Below are 17,264 nucleotides of genomic sequence, written 5' to 3' on the forward strand. Positions count from 1 at the left end.
AGTATTAACCCCGGATGGCCCTCCCGACCGGTAAGAACCCCGAAATGTTAACCGCGCCGTTATGCGCTCGAGTGCGCCGAACGGCCGTACAGTTCCTTGGCCTGCGCCGGAGTGACGGTGACCGGGTTCACGGGAACCCCGGCTCGCATGTGCTCCTCGAGCAAGCGACCGGTCATGCGGCCGATGAAGTGCTCGGCGACCTTCAGTTCGAGCCGGTCGTTCTTCAGGGCGGCCATGGCCAGTCGCACCGCGGGCGGGTAGGCCGCGTCGAGCGCGCCGGGCTGGTCGAAACCACCGGTCTCGCGCATCCACTTCGGCAGCGTGGCAATCGCGGCCGGGGCCACCAAACGGCTTCCGGCCCAGAGCTTCACGCCCTTCTCACTGGGCGTGAACAGCAGGTAGTGCATGCCCTGGCGGGCCCGTTCGGAGCTGCACAGCCGCGGCCGCACCCGCTCGAAGTACTCGCGGACCTCGGCGCGGGAGGTCGGCACATCGGACGGTCGGCAGGTCTGGAGTTCGGCCGCGATGACGCACTCCCGCCAGTACTGCTGCTCCTCCTCGGGGGTCAGCGGTCCCGGGCCGTACATCTCGTAGCACTTGAGCACCGAATGCCAGCCGGTGACGTGCATCCACAGCTGTGAGTCAGGATTGTTTGCGCTGTAACGCTTTCCGCTGATCGGCTCGATGCCGGTGGCCTTGGCGTGCACCTGCATGAGGTGCTCGGACGCCTCGACGGCCATCCGGCTGTCGGCCACCGCGGCAATCAGGAAGTAGGCGAAGGTGTGGTCGAGCCGCCCGCGCGGATCGCTGTAGATGCCGCCGACATCGGCCACGGCCGCGGTGAGATCCGGGTCGAAGTGTTCCAGGGTGACCGCGCGCTGGAAGCCGATCAGAGCCGTGGGCGCGGTCCACACCTTCCACGTCGGCGAGTCCGGCCCGAAGAAGCCGTAATCGACCTCGCGGATGGTGCGAGCGGGGGCGTCGAACTGGGGACGCGCGGTCACTGCGGTCATCTTTCTGCTCCTTTGCAGTGACTCCCCCGCCTCCCCGCGACTTCAGCGGGCGGCTCGGGAGCCGTCGATGTTGTGCACCCGTGCCGGCGGTTGGGTGCCGAAACCATTTCGGCCGTACCCGGGGAGTTACCCCGGTCGTCACCAGATCAGTTGTCCAGTCCTGAACGAACTCACCGGTTTCATTCAGGAATGTAGCATTTGCGGACCGGGGGATGCCGGTCAGCATTGGCTATGGTCAGGGGTTCATTTCGTAGGCACCCGCGAGGGCCGTGACCTGGGTCAGCACACGCCCGAAGCGGGCCGGGTCGGCGGCCGGGCGGCGGACCAGATCCAGGGCTCGGACCTGCTGGGCCTTGGTGGCGGTCGGCTTGGTGTGCAGGGTCAGGGCGTGCTTGGAGAACTCGCGCACGAACAGGTCGAAGAGCTGGTCCAGGACCGCCTCGTCGGCGCCCGCGATCTCGGCCTGCTCGAGGATGAGCTGGGCGTACGGGAGTGTGGTGAACAGCTCGCCGAGGGCGAAGAGGAAGTCGACGTCCTGCTGCTGCTCGGCGGTCGGGGTGGCGGCGGCCAGCAGGGTCTGGAAGGCGAGAGCCTGTTCGAGGAAGACCGCGACATTCGGGATGTGCGCGAACTTCTCGAAGACCGGACGCCAATCGGCGAAGCGGATCTTGCCCAGACCGCTGCTCGGGCCCTGCCGGAACAGGAATTCGTCATCGGCCGCGTCGCGGCGGGTGGGCACGGGAGCGTGCGCGGCACGGGCGAATTCGGCCTTCAGCGCGGGCACCGCCTTGGCGGCCGGGCCGCTGGCGTGGCGGCTGGTCCAGCTGAGCGCGCCCGAGACCGCGCGCACCGCGCCCTTGGGCGCGACGCCCGCGCCGGGCAGGTAGCGCAGCGCGGCCAGCGCGGCGTCGGCGGGATGGCACATGAAGTTGGGCATGAACTTCAGCGACAGCGCCATGTTCACGTGCACCGTGCCCTCGAGGCGCGGCAGGCCGAACATGCCGACCATGGCCATGGGGAAATACATGTCGTTCTCGAAGCCGCGCGCGGCGATGACGTCGGCGAGATCCTCGTAGAGCCGCTGCCCGTTCCGGGTCACCGACATCTTCTCGATGGCGTTGAAAAGCAGGTAGCGCCGGTCGTTCTCGTCGGCCGAGCGCATGTAGTCGATGGCGCGCTCGCTGTAGAGCTTCATGCCGATCAAGCGCGCGTAGCTGTCCGCGAGCAGCGATTTCACCTGCGGGAACTCGGTCACGCGGTGTCCGAACAGGATTCGGTTGTGCGCGTGGGTGACGGCCTCGAACATGGCGTGCTCGCACGAGCCGACCGCGCCGAAGCCGAGGTTGAACTTGCCGACGTTCACGGTGTTCATGGCGGCGTCGAAGGCCGCGCGCCCGGTGTGCAGGATGTCGGATTCGGCGACCGGATATTTGTCGAGATCGAATGCGGCGACGTACATCTGGGAGTCGACGACGTTCTTGCGCAGCTTGTAGCTCTTGTGCCGGGAGTCGGCGGCGAAGAACAGGTAGCCGGAGTACTCCTCGTCGGTCATCTTCCGCATGAAGTCCGAGGAGTCGATGATCGGCTTGTCGGCGCGGCGGCCGAAGACCGACACCATGCCCGCGAGATTGCCATTGCCGATGTAGTACTTGCCGCCGGTGGCGGTGTAGCCGCCACGGGCCTTCGGCTCGAGCACCATGTCGGTGGAGTAGATGTCCGCGCCGTGGTCCTGCTCGGACAGGCCGAAGGCGAAGATCTCGCCGGATTCCAGCAGCGCGGCCGCGCGGGCCTTGGCCTCGGCATTGTGGCTCTGCCAGATCGGGCCCAGACCCAGGATCGTCACCTGCCAGACGTACCAGTACTGCATCCCGTAGAAGCCCAGGATCTTGCTCATCATGGCGATGCGGGCGGTGTCCCAGCGCTTGTTCGAGTCGCCGCCCGCTTGTTCGGCCGGGGTCAGGAAGATCGCGAAGACCCGTTCGCGCTTGATGAAGTCCAGGAAGTCCGCGTACCAGACGCGGTCGCGGCTCTCGGCCAGCAGCCGGACCTTGCCGAAGGCTTCGAAGTAGTCGACGGTGGCGCGCAGCAGGCGCCGGGTCTCCGCGTCGAATTCGGTGAATTCGCAGGTCTTCGGGTTGAACAGGGTCTGGCTCATCGGGATTCTTCTCCTCCGGCCGGGGGCGTCCTCGGCTCCACCGAATAGTTTCCTTCGTGAATGTAGCATTTTTGTACACGGGTGAATGAAACGATCTTGGAAACCCATCCGACCTGCCGTTCCGGTCTCGGCGGGCACTGCTATCGTCGGTGCGCATGGGCACCGATTCGGCGACAAGACCCCGCCAGCGCGCGCCGCATCTGGGTCCGGAACGCCGCCGCCCGCAGGTCCTCGACACCGCGCTGGAGATCGCCGTCGCGGACGGCATCGCGGCGGTCACCATCGCGGCCGTGGCCGACCGCATGAAGGTGACCCGGCCGGTGGTCTACGCCTGCTTCGCCGATCGGGTCGAACTGCTCGAGGCCCTCATCCACCGCGAGGAGGAGTACCTGGTCGCGGGCATCCTGGACGTGCTGCCCCGCCGCCGGGTGGAGGCCGACGAGGCGGTGTTCGTGGAGGGCTTCCGCGCGCTGCTGCACACCGTGTCCGCGCGGCCCGACAGCTGGCGGCTGCTGTACGGCAATCCCGATCCGGCCGTGGCGGATTCGTTCGGCAAGGGCCGACTGCTCGCCGTGGAGCGCTGCACCCGCCGACTCCGGCCGACCTTGAAGGCGTGGGGAACGGCCGACGCCGAGCGCAAACTTTCGGCACTGGTCGAACTGTGGGTGTCCGCGGGCGAGGGCGCGGTCCGCACCCTGCTGACCGACCCGGGCGAATGGACTCCGGACACGTTGGGCGAGTTCGTCGGTGCGGCCGTGTACCGCGCGCTCCGCCATGCCTGAAAACCCGGACAGCCACGCCTGAGCACACCTGCCCGAACCGGGGTCCTCCCCGCTATTCGATGGCTACGATGGAAAGTGCCCATCGGTCAATGCGGGAGGCCGCGATGACGTTCTATCGGCAGGTTGGTTCGGTGCCGCCCAAGCGGCACACACAGCATCGGGACGAGCAGGGTCGGCTCTATTACGAAGAGCTGATGGGAGAAGAGGGCTTCTCCGGCGACTCCTCGCTGCTGTATCACCGGGGATTGCCTCCGGCCATTGTGGATTCGTCGGTGTGGGTGCTGCCCGAGCAGCGGCTGTATCCGAATCATCCGCTGCGGCACCGGCATTTGAAGCTGCACGAACTGTTCCTGGGCGACAAGCCCGCCGACAGTGACGTGGTGACCGGACGGCGGCTGCTGCTCGGCAACGCCGACGTGCGCATCTTCTCACGTCCGGCCGCTGGTCTCGCACCAGTTCTTCTACGACAGCACCGCCCCGAACTGCGCGCCCTCCTACGTCCTGCAGCAGGGCGGCGGCCTGCCCGCGCTGGAGGGCATCCACTCCACGGTCGAATACCTGGAGCTGGCGGCGTCGCTGAGTCAGGGCTATGCCATCAATGTGCCCGACTACGAGGGCCTGAACGGGCACCTCGCGGTCGCCAAGGAACCCGGCTACATGATTCTCGACAGCGTGCGCGCCGCCGAGAGCTTCCAGCCGCTGGGCCTGGACGGTGCGAATACGCCGGTGGCGCTGTGGGGTTACTCCGGCGGCGGCATGGGCAGCGGCTGGGCGGCGGAGATGCAGCCGAGCTACGCGCCGGAGCTGAACGTCAAGGGCATCGCCATGGGCGCGCCGGTCTCGGATGTCGAATCGCTGCTGCACGTGAACGGTTCCATGTTCGCGAGCCTGATCGGCGTGGGTATCGCCTCGCTGCGCAATGCGTATCCGAAGTTCGCGGAGACCACCGAGAAGGTCATGACGCCGGAGGGTCTGGCGGTCATGAACCGCACGGCCAACCAGTGTCTGGTGCGCAATGTGCTGAACCTGATGTTCACCGATTACCAGCGCATGTTGACCATCCCGATCGCGGACTACCTGGCCTTGCCGGAGATCAAGGAGGTCTTCGATTCGGCTGTGCTGGGCGGTGATCCGCCGACCGCGCCGACCATGGTCTATCAGGGCGTCTACGACGAGGCGGTGCCCTGGTACACCAACGACCGCATGGTCCAGCGGTGGTGTGACGGCGGGACCTCGGTCTACTACAAGCGCGATCACCTCAGCGAGCATCTGACGCTGACCACGCTGGGCATGGCGGACGCCTTCAACTGGATCCAGACCCGGCTGGCTCCCGGAGCCACCAATCCGGTCGGCTGCCGCACCGACGACGTGATCACCATGCTCGGCAGCGTGGACGCGCTGGCCACGCAGGTCGAGATCGAATTGAACGCCGCCTTCGGCGCCCTCGGCTGGCCCATCGGCCCGCAGGAGCGGTAACGCCTTTTCCGCCGTTTTCCTGCGACGCGCGCCCGGTCGACCACCGACCGGGCGCGCGTGTCTTGTATATCTTCCCGAGCTCGGCTGACCCGGTTGCACTCGGCATGTATGGTCGGCTGCGACAGTTTTTGTCGCAAGAAAGTACGCATGCCAACGGGGGCTCGCACCAGCGGGCTGAGAGGACGGCTAGGGCCGTCGACCGTATGAACCTGACCGGGTAATGCCGGCGTAGGGAGGATTCACAATGTCATCCAGCCGTGTCCCCAGCAGCTCTGCGCCTGTCGACACCGTGACCACCGGTCCCATCGAGGGCAGCGTCAAGCACTACGAGCAGGTCGAGGCCGACGGCACGACCCTGAACGTCCCGGTGCGGCGCATCAATCTCACCAATGGCGAGCACTTCGACGTGTACGACACCTCGGGTCCGTACACCGACGACACCGCCACCATCGACCTCGAGGCCGGGCTGCCCAAGCTGCGCGACACCTGGGACAAGCCGCAGGTCGACGGCCCGCCGACCCAGCTGAACTGGGCGCGCCAGGGCATCGTCACCAAGGAGATGGCCTACATCGCGGCGCGCGAGGGCGTTTCGCCCGAACTGGTGCGCGACGAGGTGGCCGCGGGCCGCGCGGTGATCCCCGCGAACCACCGCCACCCCGAGTCCGAGCCCATGATCATCGGCAAGAAGTTCGCCGTGAAGATCAATGCGAATATCGGCAACTCGGCCGTGAGCTCCTCCATCGCCGAGGAGGTCGAGAAGATGGTGTGGGCCACCCGCTGGGGCGCCGACACCATCATGGACCTGTCCACCGGCAAGAACATTCACGAGACCCGCGAGTGGATCCTGCGCAACTCCCCCGTCCCGGTGGGCACCGTGCCGATCTACCAGGCGCTCGAGAAGGTGAACGGCGATCCCACCAAGCTGACCTGGGAGATCTACCGCGACACCGTGATCGAGCAGGCCGAGCAGGGCGTCGACTACATGACCGTGCACGCGGGCGTGCTGCTGCGCTACGTGCCGCTGGCCGCCAAGCGCGTCACCGGCATCGTCTCGCGCGGCGGATCCATCATGGCCGCCTGGTGTCTGGCGCATCACCAGGAATCGTTCCTGTACACCAACTTCGCCGAGCTGTGCGAGATTCTCGCCGAGTACGACATCACCTTCTCCCTCGGTGACGGCCTGCGTCCGGGTTCCATCGCGGACGCCAATGACGAGGCCCAGTTCGCCGAGCTGCGCACCCTGGGCGAGCTCACTAAAATCGCGAAATCCTATGGCGTGCAGGTGATGATCGAGGGCCCCGGCCACGTGCCGATGCACAAGATCGTGGAGAACGTGCGGCTGGAGGAGGAGCTCTGCGAGGAGGCTCCCTTCTACACCCTCGGCCCGCTGGCGACCGATATCGCGCCCGCCTACGACCACATCACCTCGGCCATCGGCGCGGCCATCATCGCCCAGGCCGGTACCGCCATGCTCTGCTACGTGACGCCCAAGGAGCACCTGGGCCTGCCCAACCGCGACGACGTGAAGGTCGGCGTGATCACCTACAAGATCGCCGCCCACTCCGCCGACCTGGCCAAGCAGCACCCGCGCGCCCAGGACCGCGACAACGCGCTGTCCAAGGCCCGCTTCGAGTTCCGCTGGACCGACCAGTTCAACCTCTCCCTGGACCCCGACACAGCACGGGAGTACCACGACGAGACCATGCCGGCCGAGCCCGCCAAGACCGCCCACTTCTGCTCCATGTGCGGCCCGAAGTTCTGCTCCATGCGCATCTCCCAGGACGTGCGCGACTACGCCGAAAAGCACGGCCTCACCGACGTGAACGCCATCGAGGCGGGCATGGCGGAGAAGTCCGAGGAGTTCGCGGCCGCGGGCGGCAAGGTGTACCTGCCGGTCGTGTCCTAGTTACGAATCCGATTCGGGGCGGGCGGCTTTCGAGCTGCCCGCCCCGCAGTCGTTTCAGGCCCGATCGGAGATCTGCTGGACGCCCCAGCTGTTGCCGTCCGGGTCGTCGAAGAAGATGACACCCCTGTTGTTCAACGGATCTCCCTCGGTGACCGGTCCGCCCAGCACCTGAATATCGGTGACCTCGACGCCACGCTCCTTCAGTTCGGCGTGCGCGCGCTTGATGTCGGGAACAACCAGTTGCAGGCCCTTCAGGTAGCCGGGCTCCATCTTCGGCACCACACCCTCGCCGATGACGATCGAACAGCCCGAGCCGGGCGGGGTGAGCTGGACGACGCGCATCCCCTCACCGACCACGGTGTCGTGGTCGACGTGGAAGCCCAGCTTGTCGCTGTAGAACTCCTTGGCCCGGTCGACATCGGTGACGGGGACGATGACTACCTCGAGGGTCCAATTCATGGCGGTTCCTTCCGATCCGGGGTCCTGCGAATACAGACGGAGCGGCACGCGCGAATTCTTCGTATCTCAGGATATGGATTCCCAAGATGGTTCATCCGATGCCAGGCAGGATGCCTGCATGGCCAAGACGAAGCTATCGAGGCCGAGACCGGGCGAGCGCTCGTCTGCCCATTCATTCCCGGCGAATTGCCGGAACTGACGCAGTGGCCGCCTCGAGATCGAGCTGATGCTCACGTAGTCCGCTGCCAGCGGCTCGCGAACTTCCCCGGCGCGGGCGCGGGGCCTGGGAGGTCCCCGGTGGTGGCCGCCAGGCCGTCGATGAGCAGGGCCAGGATTCTGCGGCGTAGCTGGGTGGTGCGGTCGGCGTCGGGTAGTGAGATGGCGGCGCAGGCCTCGAGGATCAGGCCGAAGTCGGCGACGGTGATGCCGGGGCGCAGTCGGCCCGATTCCTGTGCGCGGCGCAGGATTTCGTTGTTCAGCTGAGCCGAGCGGTGCACCTCGGGGAGGATCGAGTCATCCGGTGTGAAGGTTCCCGCGAGGTGGACGACCAGGGAGTGGACATCTGCGTCTACCACTCGGCGCAGGAAGTCGACCAGGGTCGGCCAGCCGTCGGAATTCGCCAGGGCCGCTTCGGCTTCCACGTTGTAGCGGTGCAGGCCGTCGTAGCAGAGGGTGCGCAGCAGCTCCTCCTTGCTCGGGTAGCGGCGGTAGAGGGCGCTGATGCCGACGCCGGCGCGCTCGGCTACCGCGGAGATCGGGGCCTTCGGTTCGGCTAGGAACACCTCGCGGGCGGCCGCGAGGATGACCTCGTCATTGCGGGCGGCCTGCGCCTTGCGGCCCGGGAGGGCGCGCTGAGCTGCGGGTTCGGCTGTCTTCGGCATGAATCGAGAATACCACTTGAACGGAATACTCTGTTCCGCTACGCTTGAAACAGAACGAAACATTCCGTTCCACCAAGGAGAGAATGATGAACGCCCAGCCCGCCTCCGCAGCCATCCGCCCCTTCCGCATCGATGTCCCCCAGGCCCGGCTCGATGATCTGAACGAGCGGCTGCGCAAGGCGCTGTGGCCGAACGAGCTGCCGGGCGTGGGTGACGCGTACGGCGTCACCGCCGACCGGGTCCGCGGGCTGGCCGAGTACTGGGTGAACGAATTCGATTGGCGGGCACTGGAAGCCAAGCTGAACTCCTACCCGCAGTTCACCACCGAGATCGAGGGTGAGGACATCCACTTCTTGCACGTGCGCTCGTCGCGGGCGGACGCCACCCCGGTCATCCTGACCCACGGCTGGCCCGGCTCGATCCTCGAGTACCTCGATGTCATCGAGCCGCTCACCGCGCCGGAATCCGCCGACGACCCGGCCTTCCACCTGGTCATCCCCTCACTGCCCGGCTTCGGCTTCTCCGGCCCGACCCGCTCGACCGGCTGGGGCACCCGCCGCACCGCCCGCGCCTGGGTCACGCTGATGGACCGGCTCGGCTACCAGCGCTACGGCGCGATCGGCAATGACGCGGGCTCGATGGTCGCGCCGGAAATGGCCCGCATCGCCCCGGATCGGCTGCTGGGAATGCATGTGACGCAGCTGTTCTCGTTCCCTTCGGGCGATCCGGCCGAGATGGCGGACCTGTCCGATGACGACATGGCGGCGCTGGGCCACCTGCAGTGGTTCATGGACAACAAGTTCTCCTTCAACACCCTGCACAGCCAGCAGCCGCAGACCCTGGCCTTCGCCATCTCGGATTCGCCGATCGGCCTGCTGGGCTGGAACTCCCAGCTCATGGGCGAGAGCCTGGACGCGGAGTTCGTCGTCGGCAATGTCGCCGTCTACTGGCTGACGGGCACCGCCGCCTCCTCGATCCGCTTCTACTGGGAGGACGCCCACGACACCGAGCGCACCCCGGGCCCGACCACGGTGCCGACCGCGCTGGCCATGTTCAAGGGTGATTTCCAGTCGATCCGCCGCTTCGCCGACCGGGATCACAAGAACATCGTGAGCTGGCACGCCTACGACGTGGCGTCCACGCACTCGGACAGCCCGAACGACGCGGCCGGGCACTACGCCGCGCACGAGGCCCCCGAGGTACTGCTCGCCGATATTCGCCGATTCTTCGCCCAGCTGAGCTGATTCCCGCCCCGTGGCCCGTGCCCGTGTCCGAGCGCGGGCCACACGCATGCCTGGACCCTCCCGCATGTTCGCGAGACGCGCGGCGATGTTCCCCGGCGGCCCGGATTGATGTACTGAATTCACCTTCGCAACAACGAATTACACGAGGTGAGAAGCATGAAGGTCGCAATCTTCGGAGCCACCGGCACCATCGGTCGCCACGTCGTCGCCCGCGCCCTGGCGGCCGGCCACGAGGTCACCGTGCTGACCCGCAACCCCGCGAATATCGCCGCGCCGCACGAGCGGCTGCGCGTCGAGGTCGGCGACGTCCTGGATCCGGCCGCCGTGGAGCGCACGGTGATCGGCCAGGAGGCGGTCATCGTCACCCTGGGCGCGGGCCGCAAGGGCGTGGTGCGCGCCGAGGGCACCCGCCGCATCATCGAGGCCATGGACCGGACCGGCGTCAAGCGCCTGATCTGCCAGTCCTCGCTGGGCGTCGGCGACAGCCGCGGCAATCTGAACTTCGTCTGGAAGTACGTCATGTTCGGCATGCTGCTGCGCCAGGCCTACGCCGACCACGTGCAGCAGGAGCAGTACGTGCTGGCCAGCGACCTGGACTGGACCATCGTGCGCCCCAGCGCGTTCACCGACGGCCCCACCACCGGCAAGTATCGCCGCGCCTTCCCCGCCACCGAAACCGGTCTGGCCCTGAAGATCTCACGCGCCGATATCGCCGACTTCCTCGTCGAGCAGCTCACCGACGAGACCTATGTCCGCCGTACCCCCGGCATCTCGAACTGACCCGCTCCACCGCGTCAGCATCCGTGTCAGGTCGACATCAGGCCGGTATCAGCCGGTCTGGCGAAAGTACTCACATCAACAGCGATCGCGGCCTCCGGGCCGCGACGAGTACCGGGAGTACACGATGACCACCACCGCCATTCACACCGACACCACCACCTGGACCGGCCTGGTGCAGGTCGAGGACACCGCACTGGCGGTGACCGACACCGGCGGCAACGGCCCGGCCGTCATCTACCTCAACGGCTCCTATGCGACGCAGTCGAATTGGAAGAAGGTCATCGCCGACCTGGGCCCCGGCTACCGCCACATCACCTTCGACGAGCGGGCCCGCGGCAAGTCGCAGACCTCCGCCGACTACTCCTTCGAGGCGTGCCTGCGTGACGTGGACGCCGTCCTCGCGGCCCGCGGCGTGGAGCGCGCCATCCTGGTCGGCTGGTCCTACGGCGCCCTGGTCGCCGTGCACTGGGCCGACCGCAACCCCGACCACGTCATCGGCGTGGTCTCGGTCGACGGCGCGCAGCCCTGGGGCCTCACCGACGAGGCGGGCAAGGAGCGAATCCGCAAGCTGTTCAACCAGATGCGCTACTTCATGCCGCTGCTGCGCCCGTTCGGCCTGGCCGCCCGCATGTCCGCCGCCCAGCACGCCGAGAGCAATATCGAACTCAACGACCTGTGCGCCGCCCTGGCCCCCATCCTCGACCGCGTGACCCGTCCGGTCCGCTACGTCCTCGCCACCGGCGCGAATCTCGGTGCCACCGAGGAGGAAATGGAAGCCGTCCGGGCCTCCCTGGACCCGTGTCTGGCCGCCAATCCCAACCTCACCGTCACCGCCAAGGTGCCCAGCAACCACTCCAAGATCCTCACCAAGGACCACGTCGCGGTGGCCGACGCCATCCGTGCCACCGCCTGATCAGTTGTGCGTGTGGGACGGCCCCCACGAGGGGAAGGGGTCGGGGTAGGTGAGCCATTCCTGTTGGCCGGCAGCCATTTCGGTGTCGGTGAGCAGGGCCGAGGCCAGGAGATCGTGGACGTGCGGGCGGTCGAGCTGGATGCCGATGAAGACGATTTCCTGGCCGGGGGGCAGGTCGAGAGCCTGCCAGTGGGCGCCCGCTTCGAAGGTGAGGTTCGGGCCCGCCTGCGACCAGATGGCGGCGAGGTCAGGGCGGGTGGCCAGCCAGAAGAAGCCCTTGCTGCGCAGCAGCCGATGCAGTTGCGAGAGTGCGGCTTCCAGGCGTTCGGGGTGGAAGGGGCGGTCGGCGGTGAAGGTGAGACTGCTGATGCCGTATTCCTCGGTTTCGGGGGTGTGGCCGCCCGCGAGTTCCTCGTCCCAGCCGTCGAATTGGGCCGCCAGGTCCGGGTTGTAGAGGCCGGTGCCGAGGACCTGCGCCAGGTCGACGACGCCATGGGCGGAGTGCACGATGCGGGCGGCCGGGTTCAGGCGGCGGATCGTGGCCTCCACGGTGCCGACGGCGTTCGCGGTCACCAGGTCGGTCTTGTTGAGCACCAGCACATTCGCGAACTCGACCTGATCGATGAGCAGATCCGCGATGGTGCGGGCATCCCCTGCTCCCGCTTGCATATTCCGCTCGGCGAGAGCCTGCCCCTTGACCACTTCGGCCAGGAAGGTGGAGCAGTCCACGACGGTCACCATGGTGTCGAGCCGGGCCAGCTCGCCGAGCCGGAAGCCGTCCTCGAACTCCCACTCGAAGGTGGCCGCCACCGGCATGGGTTCGGAGATACCGGTCGATTCGATGACCAGGTGGTCGAAGCGGCCCTCCCGCGCCAGTTTTCCCACCGATTCGATGAGGTCCTCGCGCAGCGTGCAGCAGATGCAGCCGTTGGTGAGCTCGACCAGCTTCTCCTCGGTCCGGTCCAGGTGCCCCTGTCCCGCGACCAGCGCCGCGTCGATGTTCACCTCGCTCATGTCGTTCACGATGACCGCCACCCGGCGGCCCTCCCGATTGGCCAGGATGTGGTTGAGCAGGGTCGTCTTGCCCGCGCCGAGGAAGCCGGACAGCACGGTCACTGGCAGCAGGGCCGTGTTCGGGTCTGAAGTCATGCGGTTAATGATAACGGTTTTCATTTAGGGCTGCCGCCCGGGCATCATTCGAGCCCACTAGGGTCTGTGACGTGGAACTACTACCGCTCGCCCCGAATGGCACCACCCCGGTCCGCGCCCTCACCATCGCGGGCACCGACTCCGGCGGCGGCGCGGGCATCCAGGCCGACTCCCGCACCATGGCGCTGTGCGGCGTGCACGCCTGTGTGGCGGTGGCGGCGGTGACCGTGCAGAACACCCTCGGGGTCAGCGGTTTCCACGAGATCCCGCCGCAGGTCGTGGCCGACCAGGTGCGAACCGTGGTGGGCGACATCGGGATCGGCGCGGCCAAGACCGGAATGCTGGCCTCGACCGCCATCATCGAGGCGGTCGCGGGCGTGTGCCGCGAGGTCGGCATCGGGCGCGACGGCAGCATTCCGCTGGTCGTGGACCCGGTCGCCGCCTCCATGCACGGCGACGCCCTGCTGCACGCCGAGGCCCTGGACGCGGTGCGCCACACCCTGATTCCGCTGGCCACCGTGGTCACCCCGAACCTCGACGAGATCCGGCTCATCACCGGCATCGACGTGATCGACGACGCCACCGCGCGCAAGGCCGCCGAGGCCCTCATCGCGCTCGGCCCGCGGTGGGCCATCGTCAAGGGCGGGCACCTGCGCACCTCCGAGCAGTCCACCGACCTGCTCTTCGACGGCGACACCTTCCACGAACTCCCGGCCCGGCGCCTGGCCACCGGCAATGACCACGGCGGCGGCGACACCCTGGCCGCGGCCATCTGCTGCGCGCTGGCCCACGGCTATTCGGTGCCGGACGCGGTCGCCTTCGCCAAGGAGTGGACCTTCCGCTGCCTGGAGGCGTCCTACGATCTGGGCGCGGGCCACGGGCCGGTCTCCCCGCTGTGGCGGCTGCACCTCGGTCCGCGCTAGCCGCGGCCCGGCTCGGGCACGCGGTCACGCCCTCCCAGGAAGCTCCCAGGCGCAGCGCAGATTGATGTGAGTTCGGTGATCGAGATTGGTCACCATGAACGACACCGTAACCGCCGTGCGGGCGGCGGAACCCGCAAACGCAGTGACCGCACCCGTCGTGGATGTGGTCGTTCCGGTCTACAACGAAGAGGTCGACCTGGGGCCGTGCGTGCGCAGGCTGCACGCCTTCCTCACCCTCAACTTCCCCTTCACCGCGCGAATCACCATCGCGGACAACGCTTCCACGGACAACACCCGGACCGTGGCCGAACAGCTGGCCGCGCAGCTGGACGGCGTGCGGGTGGTGCACCTGGACCGCAAGGGCCGCGGCCGCGCGCTGCGCGAGGTGTGGCAGTCCTCCGACGCCCAGGTCGTGGCCTACATGGATGTCGACCTGTCCACCGACCTCAACGCGCTGCTCCCGCTGGTCGCGCCGCTGGTGTCCGGGCACTCGGATGTCGCCATCGGCACCCGGCTGGCCTCCTCCTCGCGGGTGGTGCGCGGACCCAAGCGCGAGATCATCTCGCGCTGCTACAACCTCATCCTGCGCACCTCGCTGCGGGCCAAGTTCTCCGACGCGCAGTGCGGCTTCAAGGCCATGCGCTCGCAGGTGGCCAAGCTGGTGCTGCCGCTGGTGGAGGACGGCGAATGGTTCTTCGACACCGAATTGCTGGTGCTGGCCGAACGCATCGGGCTGCGCATCCACGAGGTGCCGGTGGACTGGATCGACGATCCGGACTCCCGGGTCGACATCGTCGACACCGCCCGCAAGGATCTGCTCGGCATCTGGCGGGTCGCCCGCGCGCTGGCCAGCGGCCGGCTGCCCATCAATGAGCTGCGCGCCGCGGTCGGCCGCGAACCGCTGGTGGAGGGCGTGCCGCTGGGCATGGTCGGGCAGCTGGTGCGCTTCGGCCTGGTCGGCCTCACCTCGACCCTGGCCTACCTGCTGCTCTACGTGGTGCTGCAGGGGATCACCGGCGCGCAGGTCGCCAACTTCCTGGCGCTGCTCATCACCGCGATCGGCAATACCGCCGCCAACCGGGCCTTCACCTTCGGCGTGCGCGGCGCCGATCAAGCCGTGTCACACCATTTCCAGGGTCTGGTCATCTTCGGCGTCGGTCTGGCGCTGACCAGTGGCTCGCTCTACACACTGCATCATTGGGCGCCCGACGCGGCGGTCCATCTCGACCTACTCGTGCTGGTGATCGCCAACTTGGTCGCCACCCTGCTGCGATTCGTGGGCCTGCGCTTCGTCTTCCGCAATGCGGGTCGGCATGCCACGCCGGGGGCCGCCCGGTGACCACCCTCCTCCCCGCACCTCTCTTCCGCGCACCGCGGGCAGCGGCCGACGGCTTCCGGCTGCTCCGGGTCGACTTCCCCGGACGCTGCCATCCCGAGCACGGTGACCTGCCGCTGTGGGACACCCCAACCGCTGACCCGACCGACCGAGGAAACGACCGATGACCGCGACCCTGCCCGAAACCCGGCCCGCCGCACCCCCGGACGAGCCACCGGCCCGCGGCGACCGCCGGGAGTACCCGGCCCTCGCGGCCCTGCTCGTCGGCGCCGCCGTCGCCTACCTCTGGAATCTATCGGCGAACGGCTGGGCCAACTCCTTCTACGCCGCGGCGGTGCAGGCCGGTTCGGTGTCGTGGAAGGCCATGTTCTTCGGATCCTCCGACGCCGCCAACTCCATCACCGTGGACAAGACGCCACTGTCGTTGTGGCCCATGGAGATTTCGGTGCGAATCTTCGGATTGCACAGTTGGAGCATGCTGTTGCCGCAGGCCCTGCTGGGTGTGGCCACGGTGGCGCTGCTGTGGGCGATCGTGCGGCGGAATTTCGGTGCGGGCGCCGGACTGCTGGCGGGGCTGGTGCTGGCCCTGACTCCCATCGCGGCCGTGATGTTCCGGTTCAACAACCCGGACGCCATGCTGGTGTTCCTCATGCTGGCCGCGGCCTGGGCCATGACCCGCGCGGTGGCCGACGGCCGCTGGCGCTGGGTGCTGCTCACCGGCGGATTCATCGGACTCGGCTTCCTGGCCAAGCAATTGCAGGTGCTGCTGGTGGTGCCCGCGCTGGCGCTGACCTACCTGATCGCGGGCCCGCCCGCGCTGGGCAAGCGCATCGCGCAGTTGTTCGGCGCGGCCGCCGCCATGGTGGTGGGCGCGGGTTGGTGGGTGCTCATCGCCGAACTGTGGCCGGTGGACGACCGGCCGTACTTCGGTGGCTCGCAGCATAATTCGATCATCGAGCTGACCCTCGGCTACAACGGTCTGGGTCGCCTCAATGGCGAGGAGACCGGCAGTGTCGGCGGCGGTGGCGGCGAACTGCCCAGCGGTGGCGGCGGCATGTGGGGCACGCCGGGCATCGGGCGGCTGTTCGAGCCCGCGCAGGCCGGTCAGATCGCCTGGCTGATTCCGGCCGCACTGGTGCTGCTGGTCGTCGGACTCGCCCTGCGCGGCAAGGTGACCCGCATCGATCCGCAGCGCGCGACCTTGATCCTGTTCGGCGGCTGGCTGCTGGGCACCGGGCTGGTGTTCAGCTTCATGAAGGGCATCTTCCACCCGTATTACACGGTGGCGCTGGCCCCGGCGGTGGCGGCGCTGATCGGCGCGGGCGCGGCGCTCGCCTGGCGGCATCGCGACCGGGTCCCGGTGCGGCTGTCCCTCGCACTGGCCTTCGCACTGACCACCGCGACGGCGTGGATCATCCTGTCCCGCAGCACCTCCTTCGTGCCGTGGCTGCGCTGGGTGGTGCTGGTCGGCGGCATCGCGACCACCCTGGCCCTGCTGATCCGCCTGCCCCGCAGGGCCGGACTGGCCGTCGCGACGGCCGCAGTACTGGTCGGTCTGGCCGCTCCCACGGCCTACGCGATCGACGGCATCGCCACCGCACACCAGGGCCCGATGCCCTCGGCTGGCCCGAATGTGCGCGGCGGTTTCGGTCCCGGCGGGTCGCGCGGCGGCGACCACGGTATGCCCGACGGCCGCAACGGCAATGGCGGTACCGGCCGGGGCGCTCCCGGCGGCCAGCCCGGTGGCGGCCAGCCCGGTGGCGGCCAGCCCGGTACCGGCACGAACCCCGGCGGCGGCACCGGCGGACTTCCGGCCGGAAACACCGGAAGCGAAGGCGGCCCGGGCGGATTCGGCGGCCCGGCGGGCGGCATGATGAGCGCGAGCAACCCCAGCGCCCGGGTGACCGCACTGCTCGAGGCCGACGGCTCGGACTACACCTGGGTGGCGGCCACCGTCAGCTCCAATTCGGCGGCCGGTTTCCAGCTGGCGACCAAGTTGCCCGTCATGCCGATCGGCGGCTTCAACGGCAGCGACCCGTCGCCGACGCTGGCCCAGTTCCCGGAGTACGTGCAGGTCGGCCGGATCCACTACTTCATCGGCGGCAGCCAGATGGGTGGCGAGCGCGGCGGCAACTCCAACAGCCAGAGCTCCCAGATCACGGCCTGGGTCAAGGAGCACTTCAACTCCCAGGAGGTGGACGGCATCACCCTCTACGACCTGACCTCACCGAAAACCGCATAACCGGC

The 17,264-nt window shown here is 68.0% G+C and carries 14 protein-coding genes, 1 pseudogene and 1 riboswitch; of the genes and pseudogenes, 10 read left to right on the forward strand and 5 right to left on the reverse strand.

Translation table 11 applies throughout. The features are described from left to right. Nucleotides 1-59: 59 nt before the first annotated feature. Nucleotides 60-1,013 carry an oxygenase MpaB family protein gene (locus NS2_RS05465; RefSeq protein ID WP_045436325.1) on the reverse strand — a complete coding sequence of 318 codons (954 nt, stop codon included), beginning with the start codon at nucleotides 1,011-1,013 and terminating at the stop codon, nucleotides 60-62. 235 nt (nucleotides 1,014-1,248) lie between these two features. Further along, nucleotides 1,249-3,168 (reverse strand): acyl-CoA dehydrogenase family protein, encoded by a 1,920-nt coding sequence (locus tag NS2_RS05470; RefSeq protein ID WP_033086250.1) that lies wholly within the window; start codon nucleotides 3,166-3,168, stop codon nucleotides 1,249-1,251. A gap of 155 nt (nucleotides 3,169-3,323) precedes the next feature. Here NS2_RS05470 and NS2_RS05475 point away from each other — a divergent pair, with 155 nt between their 5' ends. From NS2_RS05475 to thiC, 4 genes and pseudogenes are all read left to right on the forward strand, one after another. Beyond that, on the forward strand, nucleotides 3,324-3,950 hold the full coding sequence (locus NS2_RS05475) for a TetR/AcrR family transcriptional regulator (RefSeq protein ID WP_033086251.1): 627 nt from the start codon (nucleotides 3,324-3,326) through the stop codon (nucleotides 3,948-3,950). A 104-nt stretch (nucleotides 3,951-4,054) separates the two neighbouring features. Next, nucleotides 4,055-4,376 (forward strand): annotated as a pseudogene (locus NS2_RS37175) (homogentisate 1,2-dioxygenase); the annotation flags it as partial. Between the two features lie 111 nt (nucleotides 4,377-4,487). Further along, nucleotides 4,488-5,426 carry a lipase family protein gene (locus tag NS2_RS05485; RefSeq protein WP_228102971.1) on the forward strand — a complete coding sequence of 313 codons (939 nt, stop codon included), beginning with the start codon at nucleotides 4,488-4,490 and terminating at the stop codon, nucleotides 5,424-5,426. Nucleotides 5,427-5,569: 143 nt separating this feature from the next. Beyond that, nucleotides 5,570-5,678, forward strand: a riboswitch (TPP riboswitch). Further along, the gene (gene thiC / locus NS2_RS05490) at nucleotides 5,671-7,332 is read left to right on the forward strand and encodes a phosphomethylpyrimidine synthase ThiC (RefSeq protein ID WP_033086252.1); all 1,662 of its coding nucleotides are present in this window, start codon (nucleotides 5,671-5,673) and stop codon (nucleotides 7,330-7,332) included. Its footprint overlaps the riboswitch before it by 8 nt. A gap of 54 nt (nucleotides 7,333-7,386) precedes the next feature. Here the strand turns inward: thiC and NS2_RS05495 are convergent, their stop codons facing one another. After that, entirely contained in the window at nucleotides 7,387-7,791 is a 405-nt protein-coding gene (locus tag NS2_RS05495; RefSeq protein WP_033086316.1) for a VOC family protein, read from the reverse strand. Between the two features lie 230 nt (nucleotides 7,792-8,021). Further along, complete coding sequence (locus NS2_RS05500; protein ID WP_033086253.1) at nucleotides 8,022-8,672, reverse strand: TetR/AcrR family transcriptional regulator; 651 nt, start codon at nucleotides 8,670-8,672, stop codon at nucleotides 8,022-8,024. A gap of 86 nt (nucleotides 8,673-8,758) precedes the next feature. Here NS2_RS05500 and NS2_RS05505 point away from each other — a divergent pair, with 86 nt between their 5' ends. The 3 genes from NS2_RS05505 to NS2_RS05515 all read left to right on the forward strand — a co-directional run bounded on the left by NS2_RS05505 (nucleotide 8,759) and on the right by NS2_RS05515 (nucleotide 11,609). Next, on the forward strand, nucleotides 8,759-9,916 hold the full coding sequence (locus tag NS2_RS05505; protein ID WP_033086317.1) for an epoxide hydrolase family protein: 1,158 nt from the start codon (nucleotides 8,759-8,761) through the stop codon (nucleotides 9,914-9,916). Nucleotides 9,917-10,072: 156 nt separating this feature from the next. Next, the gene (locus NS2_RS05510; protein WP_033086254.1) at nucleotides 10,073-10,696 is read left to right on the forward strand and encodes an NAD(P)-dependent oxidoreductase; all 624 of its coding nucleotides are present in this window, start codon (nucleotides 10,073-10,075) and stop codon (nucleotides 10,694-10,696) included. A gap of 124 nt (nucleotides 10,697-10,820) precedes the next feature. Next, the gene (locus NS2_RS05515) at nucleotides 10,821-11,609 is read left to right on the forward strand and encodes an alpha/beta fold hydrolase (protein ID WP_033086255.1); all 789 of its coding nucleotides are present in this window, start codon (nucleotides 10,821-10,823) and stop codon (nucleotides 11,607-11,609) included. Here the strand turns inward: NS2_RS05515 and NS2_RS05520 are convergent, their stop codons facing one another. Next, nucleotides 11,610-12,758, reverse strand: coding sequence for a GTP-binding protein (locus NS2_RS05520; protein WP_033086256.1), 1,149 nt, complete (start codon nucleotides 12,756-12,758; stop codon nucleotides 11,610-11,612). It lies immediately after the preceding gene. A gap of 71 nt (nucleotides 12,759-12,829) precedes the next feature. Between NS2_RS05520 and thiD the strand changes: the two genes are divergently transcribed. The 3 genes from thiD (at nucleotide 12,830) to NS2_RS05535 (ending at nucleotide 17,259) form a co-directional block, all read left to right on the forward strand. After that, on the forward strand, nucleotides 12,830-13,681 hold the full coding sequence (thiD, locus tag NS2_RS05525; protein WP_033086257.1) for a bifunctional hydroxymethylpyrimidine kinase/phosphomethylpyrimidine kinase: 852 nt from the start codon (nucleotides 12,830-12,832) through the stop codon (nucleotides 13,679-13,681). Between the two features lie 94 nt (nucleotides 13,682-13,775). Further along, entirely contained in the window at nucleotides 13,776-15,020 is a 1,245-nt protein-coding gene (locus NS2_RS05530; RefSeq protein WP_052086073.1) for a bifunctional glycosyltransferase family 2/GtrA family protein, read from the forward strand. Between the two features lie 160 nt (nucleotides 15,021-15,180). Beyond that, a complete protein-coding gene (locus NS2_RS05535) occupies nucleotides 15,181-17,259 on the forward strand; it encodes a glycosyltransferase family 39 protein (RefSeq protein WP_033086258.1) in 2,079 nt (692 codons plus the stop codon). The last annotated feature ends 5 nt before the right edge of the window (nucleotides 17,260-17,264 follow it).

The sequence above is a fragment of the Nocardia seriolae NBRC 15557 genome, assembly GCF_007990715.1.
Lineage (GTDB): Bacteria > Actinomycetota > Actinomycetes > Mycobacteriales > Mycobacteriaceae > Nocardia > Nocardia seriolae.

What these genes read in the sequence shown, in the direction of transcription:
- NS2_RS05515 (WP_033086255.1), top strand. Translation starts at nt 10,821, where the DNA reads ATGACCACCACCGCCATTCACACCGACACCACCACCTGGACCGGCCTG.
- NS2_RS05465 (WP_045436325.1), bottom strand. Translation starts at nt 1,013, where the DNA reads ATGACCGCAGTGACCGCGCGTCCCCAGTTCGACGCCCCCGCTCGCACC.
- NS2_RS05520 (WP_033086256.1), bottom strand. Translation starts at nt 12,758, where the DNA reads ATGACTTCAGACCCGAACACGGCCCTGCTGCCAGTGACCGTGCTGTCC.
- thiC (WP_033086252.1), top strand. Translation starts at nt 5,671, where the DNA reads ATGTCATCCAGCCGTGTCCCCAGCAGCTCTGCGCCTGTCGACACCGTG.
- NS2_RS05470 (WP_033086250.1), bottom strand. Translation starts at nt 3,168, where the DNA reads ATGAGCCAGACCCTGTTCAACCCGAAGACCTGCGAATTCACCGAATTC.
- NS2_RS05500 (WP_033086253.1), bottom strand. Translation starts at nt 8,672, where the DNA reads ATGCCGAAGACAGCCGAACCCGCAGCTCAGCGCGCCCTCCCGGGCCGC.
- NS2_RS05510 (WP_033086254.1), top strand. Translation starts at nt 10,073, where the DNA reads ATGAAGGTCGCAATCTTCGGAGCCACCGGCACCATCGGTCGCCACGTC.
- NS2_RS05505 (WP_033086317.1), top strand. Translation starts at nt 8,759, where the DNA reads ATGAACGCCCAGCCCGCCTCCGCAGCCATCCGCCCCTTCCGCATCGAT.
- NS2_RS05475 (WP_033086251.1), top strand. Translation starts at nt 3,324, where the DNA reads ATGGGCACCGATTCGGCGACAAGACCCCGCCAGCGCGCGCCGCATCTG.
- NS2_RS05530 (WP_052086073.1), top strand. Translation starts at nt 13,776, where the DNA reads ATGAACGACACCGTAACCGCCGTGCGGGCGGCGGAACCCGCAAACGCA.
- NS2_RS05535 (WP_033086258.1), top strand. Translation starts at nt 15,181, where the DNA reads ATGACCGCGACCCTGCCCGAAACCCGGCCCGCCGCACCCCCGGACGAG.
- NS2_RS05495 (WP_033086316.1), bottom strand. Translation starts at nt 7,791, where the DNA reads ATGAATTGGACCCTCGAGGTAGTCATCGTCCCCGTCACCGATGTCGAC.